General features: G+C 44.8%; 17 protein-coding genes. 16 read left to right on the top strand and 1 reads right to left on the bottom strand.

Going from position 1 to position 24996, the window contains the following annotated elements:
* Positions 1-178 precede the first annotated feature (178 nt).
* The 11 genes from ACFPFU_RS04075 to ACFPFU_RS04025 all read left to right on the top strand — a co-directional run bounded on the left by ACFPFU_RS04075 (position 179) and on the right by ACFPFU_RS04025 (position 18755).
* Positions 179-1279, top strand: coding sequence for a FecR family protein (locus tag ACFPFU_RS04075; RefSeq protein ID WP_377061781.1), 1101 nt, complete (start codon positions 179-181; stop codon positions 1277-1279).
* Between the two features lie 163 nt (positions 1280-1442).
* The gene (locus ACFPFU_RS04070) at positions 1443-4712 is read left to right on the top strand and encodes a SusC/RagA family TonB-linked outer membrane protein (RefSeq protein WP_377061779.1); all 3270 of its coding nucleotides are present in this window, start codon (positions 1443-1445) and stop codon (positions 4710-4712) included.
* Between the two features lie 27 nt (positions 4713-4739).
* Complete coding sequence (locus ACFPFU_RS04065; protein ID WP_377061777.1) at positions 4740-6359, top strand: RagB/SusD family nutrient uptake outer membrane protein; 1620 nt, start codon at positions 4740-4742, stop codon at positions 6357-6359.
* A gap of 235 nt (positions 6360-6594) precedes the next feature.
* A complete protein-coding gene (locus ACFPFU_RS04060) occupies positions 6595-7971 on the top strand; it encodes a sulfatase family protein (protein WP_377061775.1) in 1377 nt (458 codons plus the stop codon).
* Between the two features lie 53 nt (positions 7972-8024).
* The gene (locus tag ACFPFU_RS04055; protein ID WP_377061773.1) at positions 8025-9350 is read left to right on the top strand and encodes a TolB-like translocation protein; all 1326 of its coding nucleotides are present in this window, start codon (positions 8025-8027) and stop codon (positions 9348-9350) included.
* Positions 9338-10129 (top strand): DUF1961 family protein, encoded by a 792-nt coding sequence (locus ACFPFU_RS04050; RefSeq protein ID WP_377061771.1) that lies wholly within the window; start codon positions 9338-9340, stop codon positions 10127-10129. Before ACFPFU_RS04055 ends, ACFPFU_RS04050 begins: the two co-directional genes overlap by 13 nt.
* Positions 10130-10146: 17 nt before the next feature.
* Positions 10147-12759: a DUF4962 domain-containing protein gene (locus tag ACFPFU_RS04045; protein ID WP_377061769.1), complete on the top strand. Its 2613-nt coding sequence runs from the start codon at positions 10147-10149 to the stop codon at positions 12757-12759.
* A 43-nt stretch (positions 12760-12802) separates the two neighbouring features.
* The gene (locus ACFPFU_RS04040) at positions 12803-14242 is read left to right on the top strand and encodes a sulfatase (protein WP_377061767.1); all 1440 of its coding nucleotides are present in this window, start codon (positions 12803-12805) and stop codon (positions 14240-14242) included.
* 301 nt (positions 14243-14543) lie between these two features.
* Entirely contained in the window at positions 14544-16130 is a 1587-nt protein-coding gene (locus ACFPFU_RS04035; protein ID WP_377061765.1) for a sulfatase family protein, read from the top strand.
* 539 nt (positions 16131-16669) lie between these two features.
* Positions 16670-18139: a mandelate racemase/muconate lactonizing enzyme family protein gene (locus ACFPFU_RS04030; protein WP_377061763.1), complete on the top strand. Its 1470-nt coding sequence runs from the start codon at positions 16670-16672 to the stop codon at positions 18137-18139.
* 244 nt (positions 18140-18383) lie between these two features.
* Positions 18384-18755 carry a phage holin family protein gene (locus ACFPFU_RS04025; protein WP_377061761.1) on the top strand — a complete coding sequence of 124 codons (372 nt, stop codon included), beginning with the start codon at positions 18384-18386 and terminating at the stop codon, positions 18753-18755.
* On the opposite strand, the gene ACFPFU_RS04020 is transcribed toward ACFPFU_RS04025, so the two are convergent.
* Complete coding sequence (locus tag ACFPFU_RS04020; RefSeq protein WP_377061759.1) at positions 18752-19198, bottom strand: AlbA family DNA-binding domain-containing protein; 447 nt, start codon at positions 19196-19198, stop codon at positions 18752-18754. The genes ACFPFU_RS04025 and ACFPFU_RS04020 overlap by 4 nt on opposite strands.
* 118 nt (positions 19199-19316) lie before the next feature.
* On the opposite strand from ACFPFU_RS04020, the gene ACFPFU_RS04015 reads away from it, so the two are divergent.
* The 5 genes from ACFPFU_RS04015 (at position 19317) to ACFPFU_RS03995 (ending at position 24930) form a co-directional block, all read left to right on the top strand.
* Complete coding sequence (locus tag ACFPFU_RS04015) at positions 19317-19883, top strand: hypothetical protein (RefSeq protein ID WP_377061757.1); 567 nt, start codon at positions 19317-19319, stop codon at positions 19881-19883.
* A gap of 534 nt (positions 19884-20417) precedes the next feature.
* Positions 20418-21050, top strand: a complete 633-nt coding sequence (locus ACFPFU_RS04010; RefSeq protein ID WP_377061755.1) for an OmpH/Skp family outer membrane protein — start codon at positions 20418-20420, stop codon at positions 21048-21050.
* A gap of 112 nt (positions 21051-21162) precedes the next feature.
* A complete protein-coding gene (locus tag ACFPFU_RS04005) occupies positions 21163-22134 on the top strand; it encodes a deoxyhypusine synthase family protein (protein ID WP_377061753.1) in 972 nt (323 codons plus the stop codon).
* Positions 22135-22157: 23 nt separating this feature from the next.
* Complete coding sequence (locus ACFPFU_RS04000) at positions 22158-23762, top strand: OmpA family protein (protein ID WP_377061751.1); 1605 nt, start codon at positions 22158-22160, stop codon at positions 23760-23762.
* Positions 23763-23772: 10 nt separating this feature from the next.
* Positions 23773-24930, top strand: a complete 1158-nt coding sequence (locus ACFPFU_RS03995; protein ID WP_377061749.1) for a glycoside hydrolase family 130 protein — start codon at positions 23773-23775, stop codon at positions 24928-24930.
* Positions 24931-24996: the final 66 nt, after the last annotated feature.

Here is a 24996-nt window from a genome sequence, read left to right as displayed (position 1 = left end):
TACTCTACTGGACAACCAAAGATTCTCGGAAACCAGCAGTTTTACAATACCCCGAAATATCATATTTGACTTGACACTTCTATTTTTTAAACCTGTTTTTTTGAGAAGGAAAAAAAAGATCAAAAATCAAGGATAACTGCGGGAGGTTCGGGGCTTATATAAATGAAAGCCGTTATTTATGAGCAAGTCCGAATATACCGTCGAAGATTTTATTTTGGATCCGGAATTCCAAAGCTGGGTGCTTTCTCCCGATGAAGAAGCCAAAGCTTATTGGGAAGGTTTTTTGGAGAAAAATCCGGACAAATACAAGGAGGTGGAATTGGCCAGAAAGACTTTACTGAACTTGTCCAGAGATGTTGCTGAAGTCAGTGAAAAACGGATAGAAGATACCTGGTCCCATATATCCAAAGCCATAAGTGACCGGGGTAAGAAAAGTGCCGAAAGGAGAGTGGTACCGTTGAGTTCAGAGAGTACCATCAGGCGTTATGCAAAAGCGTCGAGGAGTTCATATCAGCGTGACCACCAATTTTACCGGATAGCTGCCATTTTGATTTTGGCCTTTATCCTGGGACTTTTGTTCAACTTGACCCAACAGCATCACGAAGAGTTTAAGGAAGTAATTGTGGAATATGAAGAACATGTAGCCCCTCCCGGAGTGAAATCCAACCTGACGCTACAGGATGGATCCAAGGTGATACTCAATTCGGGTAGTAAATTACGATACGTCAGAAATTTCGAGAGTGACAAACGGGAGTTGTATTTGGTGGGGGAGGCGTACTTTGAAGTGGCGAAAGACAGCCTGCGGCCTTTTATTGTGCGGACGGGCCCCATCGCTACCACCGCCCTGGGTACGTCTTTTAATATCACCGCGTACGAAAATGAAAGCCATGACATTGCCCTGCTCTCGGGAAAGGTAAAAGTGGTGTTGGATTTTGAAGAAAAACAACAAGTCGAACTAAATCCCGGTGAGGCATTACAAGTGGAAGTGGAAAAAAGAATACACAAGAAACATGATTTTCAGGAAGAGAAGGTACTGGCCTGGACCAGGAAGACCATCCTGTTTGACCAAACTCCGATGGAAGAGGCCATAAGGGTACTGGAAAACTGGTATGGAGTCAAGATAGAAGTACTCAACAAGCCGGATCGGGGCGTACTGCTTTCCGGTAGGTTTGTGGACCAAACGTTAAAACGTGTTTTGGAAGGCCTGAGTTATTCGACCCGGTTTGATTTCCAGATCGCAAAAGACCAGGTTACCCTGAAATTTGATTCATCATCATAAACCCGTTTCTGCCTATGTAATACCCCTCATTACCAAAAAACAAGGCCACGGATGTTGGCGCACCCATGGCCTGTTTAAATCCGGCGACAGAGACTGTCATCTCTGCGCCGGCGGAAAGTCTGTTTAAACAATTGGCGATAGCCTAAACAAACCATTCAAAGATATGAAAAAAACAATACTTAAGCATGTATTGCACATGACCAAATTATTTTCCATTGCCTTTCTGTTCCAATGCGCAACCATGAGTTTGCTCCTGGCATGGAACGGAAATGCCCAGGTAAAAAACATTGAGGAAGTGGAGGTATCCCTCTCCCTTGAGGATGTAACGATAGATAGGGCATTCCGTGAATTGGAAAAATTGACAGGATATAATTTTGTTTTCACCAATAAAGAGTTGAGGGATGTTGCCCGTGTAAGTATCATTTCTCAAGAAGAAAGTTTATACCAGGTATTACTGGACCTGGCCCGTCAGGCCGATCTCAGTTTTAAACAGGTGGATTTTAATATCCATGTAAAAAAAGCATTGACCAACAACCTGGCCGTTCAGATTAGTCAGTCAGAAGATTTCCCTATAACCGGTAAAGTTATGGACGAAAAAGGGGAGCCGATTCCGGGCGTAACTGTCGTCTTAGAAGGTACCAGTATAGGTACTGTCACGGATATCGATGGCGGTTTTTCGTTGGAAGTTTCTGAAGAAGGGGTGTTGGTAATTTCTTTTATAGGGTATCAGACTCAAAAGGTTAATATAGGATCGAGAAATGTAATTAACATTGTCCTCTTAGAGGATATGGCTTCTTTAGAAGAGGTTGTCGTGATTGGGTACGGAGAAATAAAAAAGAGTGATTTGACCGGAGCAGTTGGCTCTGTAGACAATGACCGTATTGTAAGAATGGCGCCAATTCTTCCCGCGCAAGCCATTCAGGGACAAGTCTCAGGTGTCAATGTCCAAAAGGTAAACGGCAAACCCGGCGACGACTTCAATATAGATATCCGGGGTCTCAGTTCAATCGGAGGGAACAACGCGCCTTTGGTGGTTATTGATGGCGTCATGGGAGGGTCTTTGAATGCGTTAAATCCGGCTGACATAGAGCAAATTGATATTCTCAAAGATGCTTCGGCTACGGCAATTTATGGTTCCAGAGGTTCGAACGGGGTGGTCATCGTCACCACTAAGCAGGGTAAGTCGGGAAGGAATGTGATCTCTTATGATGGATATGCAGGAATAAAGAGTCCAGTAAATCTTCCAAATATGATGGGTGGACCCAGGTTTGTGGAATATTTTGATGAATCCGTCAAAAATGGTTCAGGAAGGTTTTTAGACGAAAAAGAGCAGCAAAATGTTGCCAATGGCACCTATACGGATTGGATTGAGCTTTTGTTAAAAAATGGTTTGCAAACCAATCACAACATTTCTCTATCCGGTGGCAATGAAAACACCCGCCATTTTTTTTCTGCGGGTTATCTGAGTGAAGAAGGCAATGTGCCGGAAGAAAAATTTGAGCGATTCAATTTAAAGGCCAATATAGATGCCAATATCAACAATTGGATAAAGGCGGGAGTTTCCACCTATTTCTCTTATAGCCTTCAGGACCAAGGGTCCAATGAAGCTTTGCGCTCAGCGTATAGACTCAGGCCTACCGGAGATGCGTACGATGAAAATGGAGAACTTCTTTTTTGGCCGACGACAAGCGACAGCCAAACACCCAACGCATTATTTGATCCACCAAACGTGAAGAACGAGTTCCGGAACTTCAGGCTATTCGGAAACATATACCTGGAATTGATGCCACTGGAAGGCCTGTCTTTCAAAACCGTTTTTGCCCCCTATCTGGAAAGTATCAGAAACGGGACATTTACAGGAAGGTATTCTAAGGCCAATACCGGCAATAGAAACGGGCGGGCTGATTACAGAAGCCAGCTAAATATGTCTTACACCCTTGATAATATACTTTCCTATAATAAAACCACCGGAAACCATTCTTTCAATGGCATATTGGCCAACAGCGTGGTGGTGAACAGAAATGAAGGGGCAGAACAGAATGTTATGGAGCTTCCCTTTGATTCCTTTTGGTACAACACAGGCTCTGCGTCAAATATTGTGGGTATTTCGAGCTATTTACAGGAATGGGCATTACTGTCTTATATGGGGAGGTTCAACTATACCTACCACGATAAATACCAGCTCACCTTTACCGGTAGATGGGATGGGTCGTCTAAACTCGCGGAAGGTCATGAATGGGCGTTTTTTCCCTCTGCCGCTGTGGCTTGGAGATTAGGGGATGAGGCATTTCTTCAGGACTTGAATGTGATTTCGAATTTAAAGTTGCGCCTGAGTTATGGTTTGGTAGGAAACGACGCTGTCAGCCCCTATTCCACACAAGCCTCTATCCGGTCTACCGTCTACGATTGGGCTGGCCAACCTGCTGTGGGTTTTGCCCCGGCAGCTATAGCCAACAGGGCCTTGACATGGGAGAAAAGCAAAGAAATTAATTTCGGGGTTGATTTTGGTCTTTTTGACAATAGGTTAGGAGGTTCTTTCGAATTATACAAAAGGACGACCGATGATTTGATCCTAAACCGCGTACTTCCTCCACATACCGGATTTGAGTCAGTTGTTGGAAACATAGGGTCTACCCTGAATCGGGGCATTGAGCTTTCTCTCAATACCGTCAATATACAGTCCAACAAGTTCTCCTGGAGAACTGACTTGACCTTTGCCAGAAACCACAATGAAATACTTGAACTTTATGGTGATGACCAAGATGACCTTGGAAACCTTTGGTTTATAGGCCAACCCATTAGGGTTTGGTATGATTACGTTTTCGATGGAATTTGGCAACTTGATGAATCCGAAGTGGCTGACTCTTATGGTTTTTTGCCGGGGAATGTAAAAGTAAAAGACCTCAACAATGATGGTTCCATTACCGCAGACGGTGATAGAACCATCCTGGGCAGCCCTCTCCCAAAATGGCTTGGTGGGATGACCAATACCTTTATTTTTAATAACCTGGACTTTTCCTTCATGCTGTATACCCAGCAAGGGGCGATGGTGAGGAGCAGGTTCCACACCGACAATTTTGGCAGAGAATGGAACGGCAGGTATAACAAGCTTGATGTTGATTTTTGGACAGAAACCAATCCATCCAATTCATGGCCGGCACCTAATAGAACAGGAGGCAGGGTATTCGAAGAGTTGAAAGCTTACACGGATGTGTCATTTGTCCGGGTTCAGAATGTGACGTTGGGGTATTCCTTTCCAAATAGAATCAAAGAAAGGATGAAAATGTCGAACCTAAGGGTGTATGCGACAGCTAATAATCCTATAGTTTTTACCAAATACGAAGGATTTGATCCAGAATGGGCTGAACAAAATACATTTAACATGGGGATTAGTTCCGCGGTATATCTTTTAGGCGTAAACGTTTCTTTCTAAATCCAAAAGACTAAAATCATGAAGACAATGAAGAAAAAAACATATATAGTTTGGGGTTTATGCGGAATTCTCTTGATCTGTATATCCTGTAGTGGCCTCTTGGACGAAAACATGGTGTCGGACAGGACCACGGATAACTATTACGTGGACGAGCAAGGGTTTGAAGACTTGGTAAAAGCAAATTATGCTTCCTTAAGGAATATTCACAAGGAGCGTGAACTGGTGTTGCTTGGTACTGACATTTTTACCCAAAGCGGCCATCCGGATTTAGGCGGGCTGTTTGGGATGAACGAATATTCTCCCCAAGGCCTGAACGTCCAGTCAGAGGCATTTGACACTTATTGGAAATTGTTATACTCCGCAATTGGAGTGGCCAATACGGCTATTGAACGTGCAGCAAATGTGGATATGAATGAAGCGACCAAAACCATAAGACTGGGAGAAGTGAAGTTTTTGAGGGCCATGTACTACTTCTATCTGGTGGAACAATTCGGTGACATTCCCCTTGTCCTGGATGAGATTACTTCGGTGGTGACAACTGCTGAAAGGATTCCTGAGCAGGAGATATACCGTCAGATCTTAGCGGATCTTACACAAGCGGTTGATGTGTTGCCAGGAGTACAGGGGGATTACGGGAGGGTTACCAAAGGTGCTGCTCAACACCTCTTGTCGAAGGTTTATTTGACCCGTGCATATAAGGGTTTTGCGGAAGGAACGGACTTTCAGCGTGCTGTTGAACTGGCAGAGTCGATCATTAATTCGGGCAATTATCGGCTACTCGACACTTTTAGAGAGGTTTTTCAACAGGGTAATGAGGTAAATGATGAAATCATATTTTCTGTTCAATATAGCAATAACACGGTAGTGAATGGAGCGGGAAGCAACGCTCATTCTATTTTTGGGGCAGGTATTGAAAACCTGGAGGGGATGGACAGGAACAGCGTGTATAACCGTCAGCAAGCACGATTTGTTCCTTCCAGGTATCTGCATACCTTGTTTGATGTGGAAAATGACGAGCGTTATGACGTTACCTTTTTGAGGGTGTTTTACGCCACTATAGACCAAGGGAGCAAATCCGTTGGGGATACTGTTCTTTACTTCCCAAGATGGGACGAACCCTGGTCACAGGACCGCATCGATGCTGCCGATTATATCGTGGTAAATTGGGAGGAATACTATATGAATGCCGGCAAAACAAACCAGTTTCCTCCAATATGGAAGTTTTTTGAAGCGGATCTTCCCTATGGGGATGACATGGGAACAAGAGACCAATTTGTATTCCGGCTTGCCGAAACCCATTTGCTTGCGGCTGAGGCGTATTTGGGACTTAACAATCCTTCTGAAGCACTCAGGCACATCAATATTGTCAGAAGAAGGGCCGCTGTGCCTGGAAGCGAGGCCGCAATGGAAATGACATCGATCACAATAGACGATTTATTGGATGAACGCGCCCGCGAACTTTGTGGGGAAGACCAAAGATGGAACGATCTAAAACGTACCAATAAGTTGATAGAAAGGACGCTACTACGGAATGAAAGAGCAGCTGCTGCCAACCAACTCCGTGAATTTCATTTGTTGCGGCCGATTCCCCTGTCCCAGATCGAACGTACGACAAATGACCTCATCCAAAACCCCGGATACAACTAAGTATTGTAATTGAAGAAATGTAGGAATCTGATGAGCAGTAATTATCTCCGGACTGGATACTTCCAGTCCGGAATAGTCGGACTGATCTGATATTCTTTTATCCAACACGATCTTGAGAGTTTATTTATGGCTTGGTTGGCTAAAATGGAGAATGGATCCGGTTGGAAAATGATGGATTCTGTTATACTTGTTATAATCCAATTCTTTTTCATTCTCGAACAATTCAAAGGAAAACATGATAGATGCAAAACCTGAATATAGTAAATATGGACACCGGAAAGGAATGATTTTGAATTTCTTTCTGATCATTTTATTTAGTTTGACCGGTCCTACGCTCGCCAATGATGCTGTGAGGCCAAACTTTGTTATACTTTTGTCTGATGACCATGGAGCTGATGATGTGGGCTTCAGCGGGAATATGGATGTATCCACACCCGTATTGGACCAACTTTCCCGGGAAGGTGTGACATTTAAGCGTGCTTTTGCCCCAGCCTCTGTATGTACACCCTCTAGGTCTGCTATTTATACGGGCCTTTATCCGTACAGAAATGGATGTCATCAAAATCATGGCGGGATCAAACCGGAAATCACCACACTTCCCCATTACCTTATGCCTTTGGGATACAGAGTAGTTTTGGCGGGAAAAGTACACGTCGCTCCTAAAGAATCTTTTCCATTTGAATATATAGAAAAGCACGAAATACCTCATTTTTTGGAAACAGTAGGCGATACCCCCTTTTGCCTGATCGTGGGATATTACAGTCCACACGAACCGTATTTCAACAAAAAAAGCGGAGTAGCACATTCGAAGATTACCCCAAAGCCCTGGATGCCCGACACGAAAGAGACCAGAATGCTTACGGCCGGGTATTATGACAATGTGGAAAATTTGGATTACGAAATAGGAACCAGTCTGTATTGGCTGGAGAAAGGCGGCTTCATCGAAAATTCCATGATTATATATACCAGTGATCATGGGCCTGGGTTACCATTCGGCAAGTGGACACTGTATGAAAAAGCCTTGCATGTTCCTTTTATCGTCAAGTGGAAGGGAATAAACGATCCAGGGAGACAGTCAGACGTTCTTGTTAGTTTGACGGATATTTTGCCCACGATAATTGAACTGGCGGAAGGTCGGTCTCCTGTTGACTTGGATGGCAAAAGTATCCTTCCGCACATCGTTGGGAAAGGAGAGAACCTCCATCATGAATACCTGTATGCGGCCTATACGAATCTCGGCGTTCAGGAAGCAAATCGCTATCCGATCCGCAGTGTCAGGAATGGAAGGTATAAGCTTATTATCAATGCAAACTACAGTTCGCAGTTTACCATTCGAATGACGCAACGCCCCGATAACAGGGCAGTAATATGCGGCTACCGGGTGCTTGAATCCTGGAGGAAAACAGGTGCAGATCCCTTAAAGCGGTATCGTCAATTCCGTTCACGGCCAATGGTGGAATTGTATGACCTACAAAATGATCCCCATGAAATGCGTAACCTGGCAGAATTGGCGGAATACCGTGAAGTAAAAGACACTATGATGACCAGATTGAGAAATTGGGTGTGTGAGCAGAATGATACTGAATACGTGGAATTGTTAGGTTGTTTATGAACAGGAGATCATTTATATCACGAACGTCTGCAGGGTATGCGGCAATGATACTTATGCCAGGAATATGGCAGATCCGGGCCAGGGAGGGCACTGGGAGACCTTACGATTTTAAACCTTATCGCCTTGGGCAGACTTTGGCACCTGTAACGAAAGTCACTCCCGATGACGGCTTTTATCTACACAGCTTTTATGATGTTTGTCCCTGGAGCCCAAGCCAGCGGTACCTGACGGTAACCAGATTGCCTTACCAAGGATTGAAGCCAAGATGGGGAGACAAGGCCGGAGTATGCGTCATTGATCTTTATGAACAAACCATAGAAACAGTATACGAAACGAAGGCATGGTCTTTTCAGGTAGGTGCCAATGTCCAATGGGGGAACATGGGAGACAGGTATCTGTATGCGAATGATATTATCGATGAAATCCCTGTTTGCGTCCGGATCGATCTTGAAACCAAAGAAATAACCGCATATGCCGGTCCGAAATACGACCTTTCTCCCGATGAGCGATATGTAATCAGTCCCAACCTGCTCAATATGAACATCCACCAATATGGCTACAGCGTGCCGGATCCCTTGGGCAAAAAACCCATGCCTTTTACACCTGATGATATGGAATATGAAGGATTGTGGCGGACTGACCTCCAGCGCAACCGGAAAGAGCTATTGGTTCCCATGAACTATTTTGTCAGGGCTTCCTCAGAGCAGGATTTTTACCGGAAGGGGGTTGGTTATCTGTTCCACAGTAAATACAACCTCCAAAATACACGTATTATGCAGGTTTTTCGCTGCCAGATCAATGGAGCGGGTCGCCATGCTTCTCTTTTTACTATGGATATTGACGGTTCGGACCTATCTGAATGCTTAAGTAGGGAAAAATGGAACCAAAAAGCCCGTCTGGGTGGATCCGGGAATCATCCAAACTGGCATCCTGATGGCGAACATATCGTCATGAATTGTATACCTAACTGGTTGGGATATGAAGACATGCTTTTTTGCCAGTTTAGGTTTGATGGGACGGATTTTACCATCCTTTCCGAAAAGCATCTGGGTAGCGGCCATCCCACAGTGGAACCTACTTCAAGGTTTTTGGTAAGTGATGCTTATATAAAACAGCAATACGTGGTCAAAGGAGGTGAAGTGCCTATACGGTTTATCGACCTAAAAGAGGATAAAGAATACACTTTGTGTACCATTGCCAATGACGTGGGCGGAGGAGGTGAAATGTACACCAAACAAGACAGGGAAGAAGGAGGGAGCCCGCACAAGCTTGATCCCCATCCGGCGTGGAGCAGGGATTATAAAAAGCTTTGTATTAATGGGGCTCCGGAAGGAGACCGGCAGGTATTCATTATTGATTTGAAGGAATGGACGGGATGATTGAAATGGAAGCTGTATACATTCTGAAGAAAGTTTGGATAAAGGCGTTCTTCTTTTTTGTTTTGATGGGTTGGCATTTGGTTTCTTTTGAAGTCCAATGCCAACAAGTATATGACGTGTGGGAAGGGGGTCGCATTCTCTATGAAAATGATTTTTCCATACCTGATCAACTGGAAGATTGGAAGATGGAAGGTCCTGGGAAAACGGAATTTAAAGAAGGGTGGATGCACATGTATTCCCCGGATGAAGAGTGGCATCATGTATATTGGTGTCCCATGGATTTTCCGGAAAGTTTTGCTGCAGAATGGGAAATGCAAAACATGAATCCCGATGCAGGACTATGTATTGTGTTTTTCGCAGCCAGGGGGATAAACGGAGAGGATATTTTTGATCCCCTTCTTCCTGAGCGTGACGGGACTTTTAAATACTACACCAGGGATAGGCTGAATAGCTATCACATTTCCTACTATGCCAACAACCCTAAAAACCAGGAAAGGGAGGCTTCCCACCTTCGAAAGAATAATATGTTTGAAATCATGCAGACGGGACCTGAAGGAATTGCCAAGCACTCCACGGCAATACATCATATCCGTCTAGTAAAGGATGGAGCCAGAATAGCCATGTCAATAGATGGGAAAAAGATCATCGATTGGACAGACGATGGAAAAATACATGGGCCTGTGTATGGCGGGGGTAAGATAGGTTTTCGGCAAATGCAGTGGTCGTATTTCAGGTATAGAAATTTCAAGGTGCGGGAAATAAATGGTACCGGCCGATAACTAATAAAACAAACCGTATGAGTTTAATTAAAGATATAGGATTTCAATTCACTACCTTGTTCTTATGTGTTGTTTTTTTTATTTCAACATGTTGTACAAGCTGCTCAGATAGTCCGGGGGTAGCATCCACCGGAATTCAGCAGGTAGGTATCGATGCGGTATACCAAAGGTATCTGGAGTTTCCTCAGCCATCTGGCATGCAAACGGTTCGCTTGAATCCACCGGTGTTGAGATGGCCGGTAGAAAAGGGCAGACAAATAACTTATGAGGTGCGTTTGTCCAAAGACAAGGGGTTTTCAGATACAACAGATGTCATTGGGGTTGTGGATACTCCCTGGGCAATGTTTAATCCTCATATGAAACTGGATCTCGGTAATTGGTATTGGCAATACAGAAAAAGCGGCGGAAACTGGTCAGACCTTCAGGGTTTTGTGGTGGATGATAGTGCCTATCCAATGGTCTCGCCTTCCTCTTTCCAGTTTCTAAAATCAGTTCCCTTGTCTAAACCCAGGGTGTTAACGACGGAACGGGACCGTTTAGCGCTGAAAATTTTAGAAAAAGACAATGACATCAAGGCGATAATTGAAGAGGCAAACGAAATGCTTCACCTTCCTATTCCCAGGGAAAATGAAGGTATTTCGCTGCAAAAAGGAGAGGACGCCGAACAGGAAAGAAAGTTTCGCCAAGACGCCAGTCATCGGCTTGGCAGCTCAGCCTACAAAGTGGTTCTTTCTATGGCACAGGCTTTTTTGCTCACTGACGACGAGGTATATGCCAACAAGGGCATGAAAGTGGCCCTTGAAGTTGCTACGTGGAATCCAAACGGTGTTTCCGGTATCAGCGACTTTGGGCATGCGCGGTGCATGGTAGCCATGGCGATTGCTTATGACACTTTTCATAAATTCTTGAGTGAACTTCAACGAAAAGTGCTGGTGGATGCCGTTTCGGCAAGGGCATCTTACTTTTATCTCGAATGGGCGAACAACATAGAGGCGAGGCTTCTAAGCGGTCATGTATGGCAACACATATTGCATTATTTTTTTCAGACAGCGACAGCCTTATATGGCGATGTGGACGAAGCCTCTGACTGGTTGTCTTATGCTTATGAACTGTTTCTCGCGAGGGCTCCGGTGTTGGGTGGAATGGATGGGGGGTGGATTGAAGGAGCTTCCTACTTCCGGATGAATATGGAGACCATGGTGGATATCCCGTTGTATATCAAGAAATTTTCGGGGTTTGATTTTTTCAAGGCTCATCCATGGTACCACCGTCAAGTCAAATGGATGATTTATCATGTCCCTCCGGGGTCTGCACCGGATGGCTTTGGAGACAATGTGGAGGAGATGGATACGCCTGGGGCGGAATACGCAGCATTCGCTATTGAAATCGCCAAACTGCTCAATGATGAAAATGCGGCATGGTATGCTTGGCAATGTGCTAAATACGAAAATATTGATCTTTCAAAGAAAGACGTGCTGAGATGGATAAGGGCCACAAAAACATCCGATATCCCGATACCTGATGTTCCTGAAGAGATCGATCTACCGATGGGATACACGTTTCAGGATGTGGGTCTTGCTGCCATGCATACACGTCCAGGAGTGCAGCAGGATGACCTTATGATAGCGATGCGGTCAAGTCCTTTTGGATCATATGGACATATGCTTTCTGATCAAAATGTCTTCAATATCCTTTATCGGGGAAAAAAACTCTTTTACCGGACGGGTTATAAAGTGACCATGAAAGACCCGCATCGTACAGGATGGTATCAGCATACCAGAAGCCAAAATGGCATTTTGGTGGACGGAGAAGGACAGCCCTATAGTACGGAAGCGTTTGGATGGATCGCCAGGTTCATACAGGGTGGAGGCCTCGCTTATACAAAAGGGGATGCCTCCAATGCCTACAAAAGTAAAGAAACAGGAGAAAATTATGGTGTATCAAAAAACCACAGGCACATTGTTCTGCTCAAGCCGGATGTTATCGTCATCTACGATGAATTGGAATCAAATAAAGATGTGGAATGGTCCTGGTTGATACACAGTCTTGAAAACATGACTTTAGATAAAGAAAATGATGTTTTTTCGGTCTCTCTTGATGACGCAGACGGCATAGGCAGGCTTTGGGGATCGCGGCCCGTTAACCTGCATCTTGCGGATACTTTTGACGTCCCCGCTGTGAATTGGCGAAAAAGCCGTGATCAACATGGGAAACTTAAAACTTATGATGATGATCAATGGCATTTTAAAGCCACAGCCAGAGAAAAGACTACTCAAATGAGATTTTTGGTGGTTATTCGTGTCACGCCGCACGGTATGACCAACAACTGGTTAGAAAAAAAGGCCGAAAATGGGCTTGTTGATATGCAAATTGGGGATTGGAGAATCGCCGCGAATATGGATGTTTCCATGAGTCCCGGGCTAATTATCATGAATAAACAAGAACAGGTAGCATTCTCATCACATGGTCATCCGTTGGAGTTTCAGGGAAAAACGTATAACGGCAATTATAAGCATGCCTCCAAATTGGTTTTTGTCGAAAACGGCGTGACCAATTTTAGTGAGGTGGAGGACCAACTACCTTACGATCTGCGTAATAGCATACAGTATTATCGAAATAATGGTTACTAGAACAGCCAAGATATACAATGAATGAAAATTGAAACAGTTTAAGATGAAAAAGACAAACAACCTAGCATCAAAGTCGTATTTCGAGATACTTTTTGTTTTGGTTTGTATGACGATAGTCGTATCGAACACCTATTCACAGCAATCATCCCCCAATTTTATTTTTATTCTTACCGATGACCAGGGCTGGAGTTGTACTTCAATGGGTATAGATGACCGGATTCCTGATTCTAAGAGCGACTATTACGAAACACCCCATATCGATAGGATGGCCAAAGAAGGTATTCGTTTTACCAATGCTTATGCGCCGGCTTCGATTTGCTCGCCAACGAGGAGAAGCATCATCTTTGGTCAAACGCCTACCCGGCTGGGGGATGAAACCTTTAAAGAAAACTATAACCCTGAAACAAATGGACAGGCATTGACCATTCCAAGGGTTTTGAAGTCGGCTAATCCTGCCTACAAAGCGGCCCACTATGGTAAATGGGATTTGCGGGCTGATATTTTCCCTGAAGACCTGGGTTTTGATGAAAGTGATGGTGATACCCGCAACAGTCATGGGAATTTGATGTCTGCCAGTGGGGAAAAATGGACAGAGGTTTTTGTAACGGACGATCCGAAACGGACTGTCTCCATTACCAGACGGGCAGTGAATTTTATGGAAAGGCAAGTGGATCAGGGGAATCCTTTTTACCTACAGATTTCCCATTATGCCCCTCATGTTGATATACAAACCAGACGGACTACGCTGGAAAAGTACCAAAATAAACTGCCCGGCGAAAGGCACCATTCACCTGGATGGGCAGGGATGCTGGAAGACATGGATACCTCTGTTGGTGAAATACTTGACAAAGTAGAACACCTTGGGATATCGGATAACACCTATATCATTTTAATGTCAGACAATGGAGCGGCCGAGTTCATCCCTCCTGTTTCAGGCCAAAAGAAGTTGTCGGATCCGAAATCCTTTGATAAACCCATGAGAAATTATCCCCTAAGAGCCGGCAAATGGACACTCTATGAAGGAGGGATCAGGGTTCCTTTTATCGTCAAAGGTCCGGGAGTGGAGAAAGGAAAAATGAGCCATGAGCCCGTAGGCGGGTGGGATATTTTACCCACTGTGGCTGAACTTGCGGGTTACGACCTTCTGCCGAGGAACGATCTGGATGGGGGGAGTTTTGCGAAACTCATCCATAGCGGTGGTAAAGGTCAGGTTCACCGACCCAGAGACTATTTTGTGTTTCACCGTTACCATGATGGGTATCCTCACTCTGCCATCATACAGGATAACCATAAACTGGTGATTTTATGGAAGAAGGCTAGAATGGAATTGTACGACCTACATACTGATATTGGAGAAAGAACAGATATATCCGGTCAGCACCCCGATAAGGTTAAGTCACTTTATGGGAAATTCATCGGATATGTAAACGAAGTTAACCTCGTACTTTTTAAAAAACTGTCTGCTTATGACATGGGAAACTAGATGGAATGGAGAATAAAAAGCATCTGCTTGTTATATTACGGATAATTTTCAAAGATGCGTTTTGGAAGAAGATTACAAATTCATTGTGGAGATGTTTAAAGACGAAGTATTTCTGGAACTTTATAATCTTTAGAGGACATCATGGAAAGGGAGAGCCTGGCGTTTGGTCCGAAATATCAACATAATGCCGAAAGGCTCACCAAACACTGGCGGATTATATGGAAGAAACCGGCGGCGGGTTGAAGCAGCCTTCAAAATTGCATCGTAATGTTCTGGAACAAACTAAATGGTGGAAATACACGTGAGTAAAAAGAATTTGAAAGATTATCCGCGCCGTGTTTTAATAGTTGGCTTTTGGGTACTGCTTTATATTTCCTGCGATCCAAAAGAAAAGCGGGAGTTATCGGGGCTACCCAACATTGTGATCATTTTTGCTGATGATATGGGATATGGGGATGTGAGCGCGCTGAACCCATCGGCAAAAACAAGAACCCCTGCTATTGATAACCTTATTCAGCAGGGACTTGCATTTACCGAGGCTCATGCCAGTGCTTCAGTATGCACGCCTTCCCGATACGGTTTGCTTACGGGAAGGTATGCTTTTCGCTCGGAAAATGGCGCCTATGGCATCTGGGGTTTTGATAAGCCGGTCATAGAACCGGAAAGGAAAACTTTGGCCAGACTTTTAAAAAAGTCTGGGTATCAAACCGCTTGTATAGGAAAATGGCATCTGGGCTTGGACTGGCAGACAAAAGATGGCTCAGGGGAGCCCAATTTTGATGAAATTACAGGCTATTCCGATGTAGACTACCACCAACCGGTATCCGGCGGCCCCAATGATTTTGGTTTTGATTACTCTTTTATACATCCAGCCTCGCTGGATATCCCTCCCTATGTTTTTCTCAGGAACCAGGAAGTGGTGGACCCTGATATGATACTTACAACTGACTTTTATCCTTCCAGAAAAGAGGACACAGAATACGCGTGGGATAAAAAGCATACCAATGACGATGCTGTATATTGGGAAAAGGGTGTATGGTGGAGGCAGGGGGAAATGTCCCGTTCATTCAGGATTGAAACCTGCCAAACTGAAATTGTAAAAGAAGGCGTGGCATTTATTGAAAGGGCTTCAGAAAACCCTGAGAACCCGTTTTTTCTGTATTTACCCCTGACAAGTCCCCATACCCCATGGGTGCCTTCTGAAAAATTTAAGGGGACTTCTTCAGTAGGTTTGTATGGCGATTTTATCAGGGAAGTAGATGATGTGGTGGCACAGGTCATCAATGCCCTGAAGAAACATGGCACCTATGAGAACACCTTATTTGTTTTTACCAGCGACAACGGGGCATACTGGCCCCAGGAGGAAATAGATCTGCATAATCATGACGCCAACCAAGGTCGGAGAGGCCAAAAAGGCGATATTTGGGACGGCGGACACCGGGTGCCCCTGGTGATTTCCTGGCCAGGCATGACGGACAAGCCCGGGATGGTGGATCATCTGATAAGCCTGACTGACTTCTATGCCACATTTGCAGCGCTCACAGGGAGTCAGACTGAAGCCGGCAGCGGTGAAGATAGTTTTAGCTTTTGGCATGTATTGAATGGCGATTTTGACACGCCCATACGACCTTCCATGATTCATCATTCATCCAGGGGTATGTACAGCATCCGCGGTGGGGGATGGAAATACATAGAAGGGCTTGGCTCAGGAGGTTTTACATTTCCGGATACAGAGACTCCGTTGGAGAACGGGCCGCAGGGTCAATTGTACCGCGTTGAGGTGGACAGTCTTGAACAAAACAACCTGTTTTCTGAGTCTCCCGAACAGTTACAGGAATTAAAAGAAAAGCTGGAAAGAGGAAAGCGGAAAGGAGAGACTGCAAGTTAATTGTGGAAAAAGGAGAACTCCTCCTTTCATTATGGGACGCATTCGAGGAGTTTTTTGCCCGAAAAGTTGACCTGCTAACCCAGCAGTCCATCAAAAACCCCATTTTAAGAAAATCAATAGATGATACCAAACAGTTAAATTATGACCGGGCGGGAAAGTATTTGTCTGATATTTCCCTGGCCATCATCATCTCCACCGTCCCGGCACCATCAGGATTAGATAATTTCATTTTTATTTTTAATTTTAGTCATTATGAGACTGTCTAAAAAAGCGAATTGTTCTCGTTGACACGAATCATTGTTTTCTCCCCCCTTTGCGGCTATTTCACTCAGACACAAAACGTTTCACCGGAACCCCCTCACTGCGGCCTGTGTGTCCATCACGGTGGGCCACTTATTTCGATTGTTGGTTCGCTTATCAGAATATGGATTTCCCAAAGGCTGTCCCGTTTAGATAATTTCATTTTTATCTTTAAATTTAGTCACTGTGGGACGGAATTCCCTTCTGTCTCTTTTTCACAACTAACCCAATATAATGAGATGAAAAAAAGCATTACCCATTTACAACAGAACAATTTTGATTTGGCCAGGGAGAAGACAGAAAAAGCGCACGCTCCAAAGGCGGAGCCGGGTTCAGCAACCGGCAATGACAGGAGATCCTTTTTACAGAAAGTCGGCTTGGGAGGCATCAGCCTCGCGGGCATGATGATGTTGCCGCTGGAGGATACCCTCGCCCATACCACTTCGAAGGTCAACCGCAATTCCAATCCCTCCGATCTTAAAATCACAGACATGAGAATCGCCCAGTACGGCAATGTCCCTTTGTTGAAAATCTACACCAACCAGGGCATCCACGGGCTGGGTGATGTGAGGGACGGGGCGGACAAAAGATACGCTCTGATGCTAAAAAGCCGTATTTTGGGTGAGAATCCCTGCAACATCGAGAAGATATTCAAAAAAATAGAACAGTTTGGTGGCCATGGCAGGCAGGGGGGCGGCGTCTCTGGCGTGGAAATGGCCCTGTGGGATCTCGCAGGCAAGGCCTATGGCGTGCCTTTGTACCAACTGATGGGCGGTAAGTTCCGCGATAAAGTCAGGATATATGTGGATACCCCTACCATGCAGGATCCAGATGAGTTTGCAGCCAAAATGAAGGACCGGGTGGCTCAGGGTTTTACCCTCTTGAAAATGGACATAGGCATCGGTCTGATCAAGGACATCGAGGGAACTTTGACCAATATCGAACCCTGGCAGCCGCTTAGGGGTTGGACGGACAGGGATGTAATGAGCTACGCGCAAACCCGCCACCAGTTTACCCATATCCAAATCACACCAAAGGGCCTGGAAAAAATGGTGGAATACGCCGCCAAAGCCCGTGAGAAAGTGGGTTACGAAATACCACTGGCCATTGATCATTTTGGTCATATGGGTTACAATGAAATGGTCAAGCTGGGCCGCGCATTTGAGCCTTATAACATCGCTTGGCTGGAAGATTTGGTGCCTTGGCAGAACACGGAGCAGTGGCGGATGATCACCGAGGCGCTCTCCACGCCAACGCTGACAGGGGAAGACACCTATCACAAAAAGAATTTTAAGGATTTGATCGAGAAAAGAGCCGTGGATATTGTCCACCCCGATCCCGGCAGTGCCGGAGGCTATCTGCAGACCAAAAAAATCGGAGACTATGCGGAGGAATTCGAAATCGGCATGGCGATTCACCATGCTGCGTCCCCGGTGACTTTCATGGGTACGGTCCACGCCGCGGCGGCGACGTACAATTTCATCGGCTTGGAACACCACTCGGTGGACAATCCCTGGTGGGAGGACCTTGTGACCGGAATAGAGAAACCCTTGGTAAAAGACGGATATGTAAAAGTGCCGGAAGCTCCGGGTATAGGCCTTGAGCTGAATGAGGATGAAGTGAAGCGGAGGCTGCGGGAAGGTGAAGAGTATTTTGCGCCTACAGATGATTGGAATGAGATCCGTTCCTGGGACAGGACATGGAGCTGATCTTTGGATCAAGATCTGCGAACCCGGATATTTTGATCCGGGTTCGATTTTTTACGGCCCACCCCGCTATGCACCGGTCCGGGGGGGCATTTCAAGGTGAAGGGGCTAAACAACACTTCATCAGTCGGTAAGCAGAAACGGTTTGGGAAAAAGCAGGAGCGTTTTTAAAGATTTTTGCAAGAAACAAAGATTTTATATCTTTAGGATGAATAAGGATTTATTGTAACTGAGGCCCGCACCGACCATGAGCAAACCTAAAGAGATTTTAAATATCCTGTTCCAGTTAGTGGTAGCAGGATTGGTAATCATTTTTACCGCCTATATTTTGCCGGGCATCACCGTGGACGATTATCTTACCGGAGTGATCATTGCGGCACTCCTTGCCCTGTTAAACATCACCATCAAACCCATACTGATTTTTCTTACCATACCCATTACCCTGATTACACTTGGTCTTTTCCTGTTGGTTATCAATGCTTTGCTGGTTGTCATTGCTGCGAAAATTGTATCGGGATTTACAGTGGACGGTTTTTGGTGGGCACTTTTATTCAGTTTGATACTTTCCCTGGTAAATTCCATTCTCGGTATTTCTCTCGGAGAAGGATTCAGGTCTTAAGTGGAACCGGGAAGTTCACTGGGCAGGGTCCTGTCCTTTACACGCCTGTAGTAAACAGGTTCTTTGGTCCCATCTATCAAATAGTGGGGGGCTAAGCTGCTTTTAGGAATATCGACGATCAACAAATATTTTTCGTCTTTTAGCAGTTCATCTTCCCAATAGTCTATCTCAAATACTTCGAATATCACGTTAATAGGCGGATTGCAGTATTTGGTGATGGCTTCATTCACCATAAACATCTCTTCTTCCGCATCGATGCCGATCAGCCTGCCCCGGTCCGAAACCCCAACAATAATTTTACCTCCTTCCGTATTGGCAAATGCCAATAAAGTTTTTGCTATTTTTTTCTGATTACTAAGGTTTTGTTTAAAATCAAGAGACAATCCTTCACGCTTTGATAGGAATTCTTTGATGAGTTCATTATTCTTTTTTGGCGAATACATTTTTTTTATTAGCAAATGATTGTAAATTATAGGACTGATTGTATGATGAATATCATTCTTTTATATAATTATAACAACAGTTATGAGGTCCATTAATCTTAAACACAGTGAATATACCATGCAAAATTTGAATGAAGGTTTTTTGCCTGAAACCATTGAATCGTTGAAAGAAGAAATCAGAGCCTCAGGTAAAATTTTTAAGATTATTCCCGGTGAGGATAATTCTGACGAATATGTCAATTTTTATTTTATCGGCAAGTATGAAGGGAAGGATGTGATTTATGACGCAGCCCTTTATACGTTGCGATTGCATTATAACAGTGAGCTGTACGAACTGGCAGAACATGAGGCCGCTAAGAAATTCCCCAACTATAACGGCATCAAATATGAGGAAGATGAAAATGGCAATCTCAAACCTCTCGATCCCAAGGAAGAGGAAATAGGCTGGTTTATTACCGAACTTATCATGGATATGGAAGATGAAGGATTGGTAAAAGTCCAGGAATTTGTGGATATAGATACCCACCATGATTATGGCATAGGGCTGGATGCGGCCTTAAACGTGGAGGAAATCAATGAAAAGATCATCACAAGATTTGTGGAAGAATTCAATAATGATACCCTTAGGTTGGATGATACCTTTTACACATTCGAATCAGAGGATGAGGATGAAGATGAATTTTGATATTTTCCCGGACGGTTTTTTTAACATATTTCCCGGATGATGGTTTTCCTTGCAAGGATTTTAAGGTAGAACATGCTCAAGGTTGCCTGGTCTCTGGGTATGCCTTGTCGCTACCGGAGGGCCACCGCTTCCCTATGGCGAAATATGATTTGCTGCCGGACAGCTTCTTTGTGAAGGTACTTTGGTGGCAGATAGCTTTTTTCAGCCTGGGATGTTGGAAGAATGTCATATCTCGAACACGCACCTGGCATACACTGAAAACTCCCCTTGCTAAACCTGAGCCGGACTGAAACCAGAAAAACCGGGCTTCGTTTGTCCAGCAAATAGGTGGAAAGGGAAGTCCGGATAGAGAGTGGCTCCGGATGGGCATGTCGGTACGCCTTAATGCAATGGCGAGTAAAATATTTTTATTTATTCTTCCTATTTGGAAAGGCGGGATAGCTTTGCTTTTTTTAACAGTTTATATGGGAGTTAAAATTTGTAAAAAGATAAGTTTCCTTATATTTGCCACCATAAAATAAAAGCAAAATAAAAGTGAAAAGACTAAGCAGAGCATTAGGTGTATTGGGCCTTTCGGTTTTCTTGCTGGGTGCATGCAACCAGCCATCCTCAAACAGCGCGGCAGTGAATGGCGAGGCGCCTGAGATAAATATCACCGACCTTAAAGTGGCTTACATCCACACGGACAGTGTGATCAATAGATTTGATTTTTTCAAGGAAAAGTCAGCAGAGATAGCCGAAAAGGGGAAAAGGTTTGAAGGAGAGCTTTCTTCAAGGGCGAAGGGCTTTGAACAGGAAGTGGCCAATTTCCAACGGTCTGCCAACACCATGACCATTAATCAAGCCAGGGCCAAGGAAGAGGAATTGGTGACGAAGGAAAGGAATCTGGTGACTTACCGGGACAATCTGATGCAGGAACTGTCTGCAGATGAGACCAAATTATATAATGACGTGTATGATATGATTCAGGAATACCTGAAGGACTATGCTGCTAAAAATGATTTGGAAATGATTCTTTCCTATACCCGCGGGGGAGGGGTATGGTATGCGGACAACTCCCTGGATATCACGGACTCGGTAGTGAAAGGTATCAATGAGTCCTACAAAAACAAGAAGAGTGATTCCGGTAAATCGGAAAACAAACCCGGTTCAAGTGAGGAAAAATAAAATCCTAGAACATACATGAATTAAGGCCCGGCATTGTCCGGGCTTTTTTGTTTTTTATTAAATACCTAAATTTAGCCATTAATTTCATTTTAGTCATTTTATTATCTGCATAATGAACATTACCAACTTTCTGAAACATCACTATAGACATTTTAATGCTGCCGCACTTATAGATGCAGCTGAAGCTTATAAATCTCATTTGGACAATGGTGGCAAAATGATGGTTACACTTGCGGGGGCCATGTCCACCGCTGAACTGGGCATTTCTTTGGCTGAAATGATCAGACAGGACAAAGTACAGATCATCACCTGTACCGGTGCTAACCTGGAGGAGGACGTATTTAACCTTGTGGCGCATGATTATTATGAAAGAATTCCAAATTATCGGGACCTTTCTCCGGAAGAGGAACAGGATTTGCTGGAGCGGCATATGAACAGGGTGACCGACACCTGTATTCCCGAGATGGAAGCCATGAGAAGGATTGAAAGCGTGATTCTGGAAGAATGGCAAAATGCCGACAAAGCCGGTGAAAGTTATTTCCCACATGAATTCTTTTACAAGATCCTTCTTTCGGGAAAGTTGGATGATAGCTTTCAAATCGACCCGAAAGACAGCTGGTTGTTGGAAGCTGCAAAAAAGAACCTTCCTGTCATTGTACCGGGATGGGAAGATTCTACGTTGGGAAACATGTATGCCGGACATTGTATTTCCGGAGACGTCAAAGACGTACACACGGTAAAAGGCGGGATTCAATACATGATGTATCTAGCGGATTGGTATACCAAGAATGCTACAGCGGACAATAGAATAGGCTTTTTCCAGATTGGAGGAGGCATTGCGGGGGATTTTCCTATCTGTGTTGTTCCCATGCTCCATCAGGACTTGCAGATGGACAGCGTCCCTCTATGGGGATATTTCTGTCAGATCTCGGATTCCACCACTTCCTATGGGTCTTATTCCGGTGCAGTTCCTAATGAGAAGATTACCTGGGGCAAACTCGGACTGGATACGCCCAAGTATATCATAGAATCAGATGCCACGATTGTGGCACCCTTAATCTTTGCAATTGTATTGGAACAATGACAAAAACACTTAACCATATCAATTTGAGAAAAGCAAGCACGGTCATAGGGCTTGCTTTTTGTATTTTTTCGCCTCTCTATTCCCAGGAAACCTTTCCGCTGAAAATGTTGAATTCCACCTATGACGAGCACCACCCGGTGGTATCGGCCAAAGGGCAGTTATATTTCACCCGCGCGTTTCATCCCAGTAATATGGGAGGACAGGGTGACCCCGGAGACATATGGCTTGCAGACCTCAGTGCTTTTGGGGAATTTCTAGCGCCACAGGTGGTTGAAAGCCTTTCCACAAAGGGGTACGATTTATTGATCGGTTTTGTGAATTCCTCCACAGCTTTGGTTTATCATGGCGACCTGAACAATAAGCAGGTCATCTATGAATACAACTGGGTAGGAAACGATTGGAAAAGAACGGAGGAAGTTGCCATACCGGGTTTTCGGGTAAACGGGGAACATTTCAGTGCCAGGCTGAACGCCTCGGGCGATGTCTTGTTGCTGTCGATGGATTCTTTTGGCAGTTACGGTAATGAGGATATATATGTATGCATAAAAAGCGATGACGGATCCTGGTCAAGACCCAGAAACCTGGGACCACAGATAAACAGCCTTCATCAGGAGCTTTCTCCCTTTCTTTCTAAGGATGGCGAAGTCCTTTATTTTTCTTCAAATGGCCACGGGGCGGAAACCGGAAAAAGTATTTTTTTCAGCAGAAAAAAAGGGGACTCGTGGACCGAGTGGGAAACTGCGCAGCCCCTTCAGAATTTGAATTCAGACGGGATGGAACTTCATTATGTAGAAGACATGGGCACTGGTCGAGCGTATTTTACCAGTACTCAAAACAGTGAAGGTTACGGGGATATATTCTATGTAGGCGCAGAGATTCTCCCCGAAATCAAGGAAACCAACAGGGGGGTGGCTTACACTTCGCCTTTTCCAGAGCAAATGACAGAAGAGCTGGATGATGAAACGATGCCGGAAAACCCAGTCGAAGAAACCGTCACAGAAATTCCCCCGGTTTTGCCAGAGGAGGAAGATGAGACAGAAAAGTTCAGCGTGGTGGATAGGGAAAGCTTGAGCCCGGTATCCTATGAATGGCTCGTAACGGATGCCAGCGGGCAACCCACCCCCTTTAAAGAAGACTTTCATACCCTTAAAAAACTGATAGAAGGAGGGGAGCGATTCGAAGAAATAACCATCACTTCACCAGGATATCTTCCCTATTCCCTGGATCCCCAAAAAAAGGACGAATGGCCTCTGGAAGTAGGATTGACCATGATGGAAGAAGGGGCCAATTTATCGCTGGATCAAATTAATTTTAAAAGAGGAAGTGCGGAATTGGAAGAGGGTTATTCTTATAGGTACATCATCCGGCTGGCCTCCTACTTAAGCGAGCATCCGAACATCAAAATACTCCTGGAAGGCCATACGGATAATTTTGGAAGTGTGCGTTTGAATAAAGAACTGTCCATTAACCGTGCCGCCGCAGTACGGGACCTCATGGTAGAAAATGGAGTGGATTTTGAGAGGATCCGCGTAAACGGATGGGGTGGCACCAAACCCATAGCCAGCAACCAGACAGCAGAGGGCCGGGCAAAAAACCGGCGGGTAGAGATGGTTATCATCGAAAAATGATTTTAGATTCATGCAACAACCCGTTTATTCTTTATCCTTCCGCCAGTTTTGTTGCTTTTTTGGACTTTCTATCCTGATCGTGTTGATAGCTGGATGTGAATCAAGGAAGGAGACAGGCGGGCAGATTGCAGCTGAACCTGAAAACCCAAACATATGGGGGCTGATACCTTTCCAAAAAGTCGACAGCGTCAATCCTGTTCTTGAGCCCGGTGATCATGTATTCACATGTCCGATTCTGAAACAAGAGGTACGGTGGGAAGAAAAAGACGTATTCAATCCTGCCGCAGTAGTAAAGGATGGCAAAGTACATCTGCTTTACAGGGCGGAGGACTATGTAGGTAAAAACAATGGCACATCCAGGATAGGGCTGGCTGTAAGTGAGGATGGTTTGTATTTTGAGAAGTTGCCCGAACCTGTGTTTTATCCGGAAAATGACAGCTTAAAGGCGCTGGAATGGGATGGGGGCGTGGAAGACCCCAGGGTCATAGAGACTGAGGACGGAAGGTATATCATGACGTATACCAGCTATGATGGCAAAGTTGCCCGGCTGATGTTGGCGGTTTCGCAGGACCTGTTTCATTGGGAAAAATATGGAAGGGTTCTGAAAGGCAAATACAAAGACACCTGGAGCAAGGCAGGGGCCATTGTGGCTGAAAGACAGCATGAGAAAGTGATCGCCAAAAAAGTCAACGGAAAATATTGGATGTACTTTGGGGATACGGATCTTTTTATAGCCACATCGGATGATTTGGTCAACTGGGAGCCGGTGGAGGAAAATGGCCGGCTTAAAAGTGTGTTACAGCCCAGACCAGGATATTTTGACAGCAGACTGGTGGAGGCAGGGCCCTATGCTTTGGTCAGGGAGGAAGGCATATTGTTGCTTTACAATGGAATGAATTTGGACAAAGGAGAAGATGGACATCATCCTGAATTGGCTTCAGGCGCGTATTCTGCCGGACAGGCATTATTTGAAAAAAACGATCCTGGTAATTTGAAACACCGGATGGAAGATTATTTCCTTACTCCTGAGAAACCATATGAAATAACGGGGCAAATCAACCAAGTCTGCTTTATTGAAGGGATGGTCCCTTACCGTGGCCATTGGTTTTTATATTATGGAACTGCCGATTCCAAGATTGCCGTAGCGGTTATGAAAATAGAAGAATAGGCCTGTTTATGGAAAATAAAACAAAAAGCGGGAAGAGGTAATTACCTGCTTCCCACCTTTACTGGA

Source organism: Negadavirga shengliensis (assembly GCF_042652345.1).
Lineage (GTDB): Bacteria > Bacteroidota > Bacteroidia > Cytophagales > Cyclobacteriaceae > Negadavirga > Negadavirga shengliensis.
Note: the sequence above shows the minus strand (reverse complement) of the source record. Positions and strands in the feature narration are given on the sequence as shown.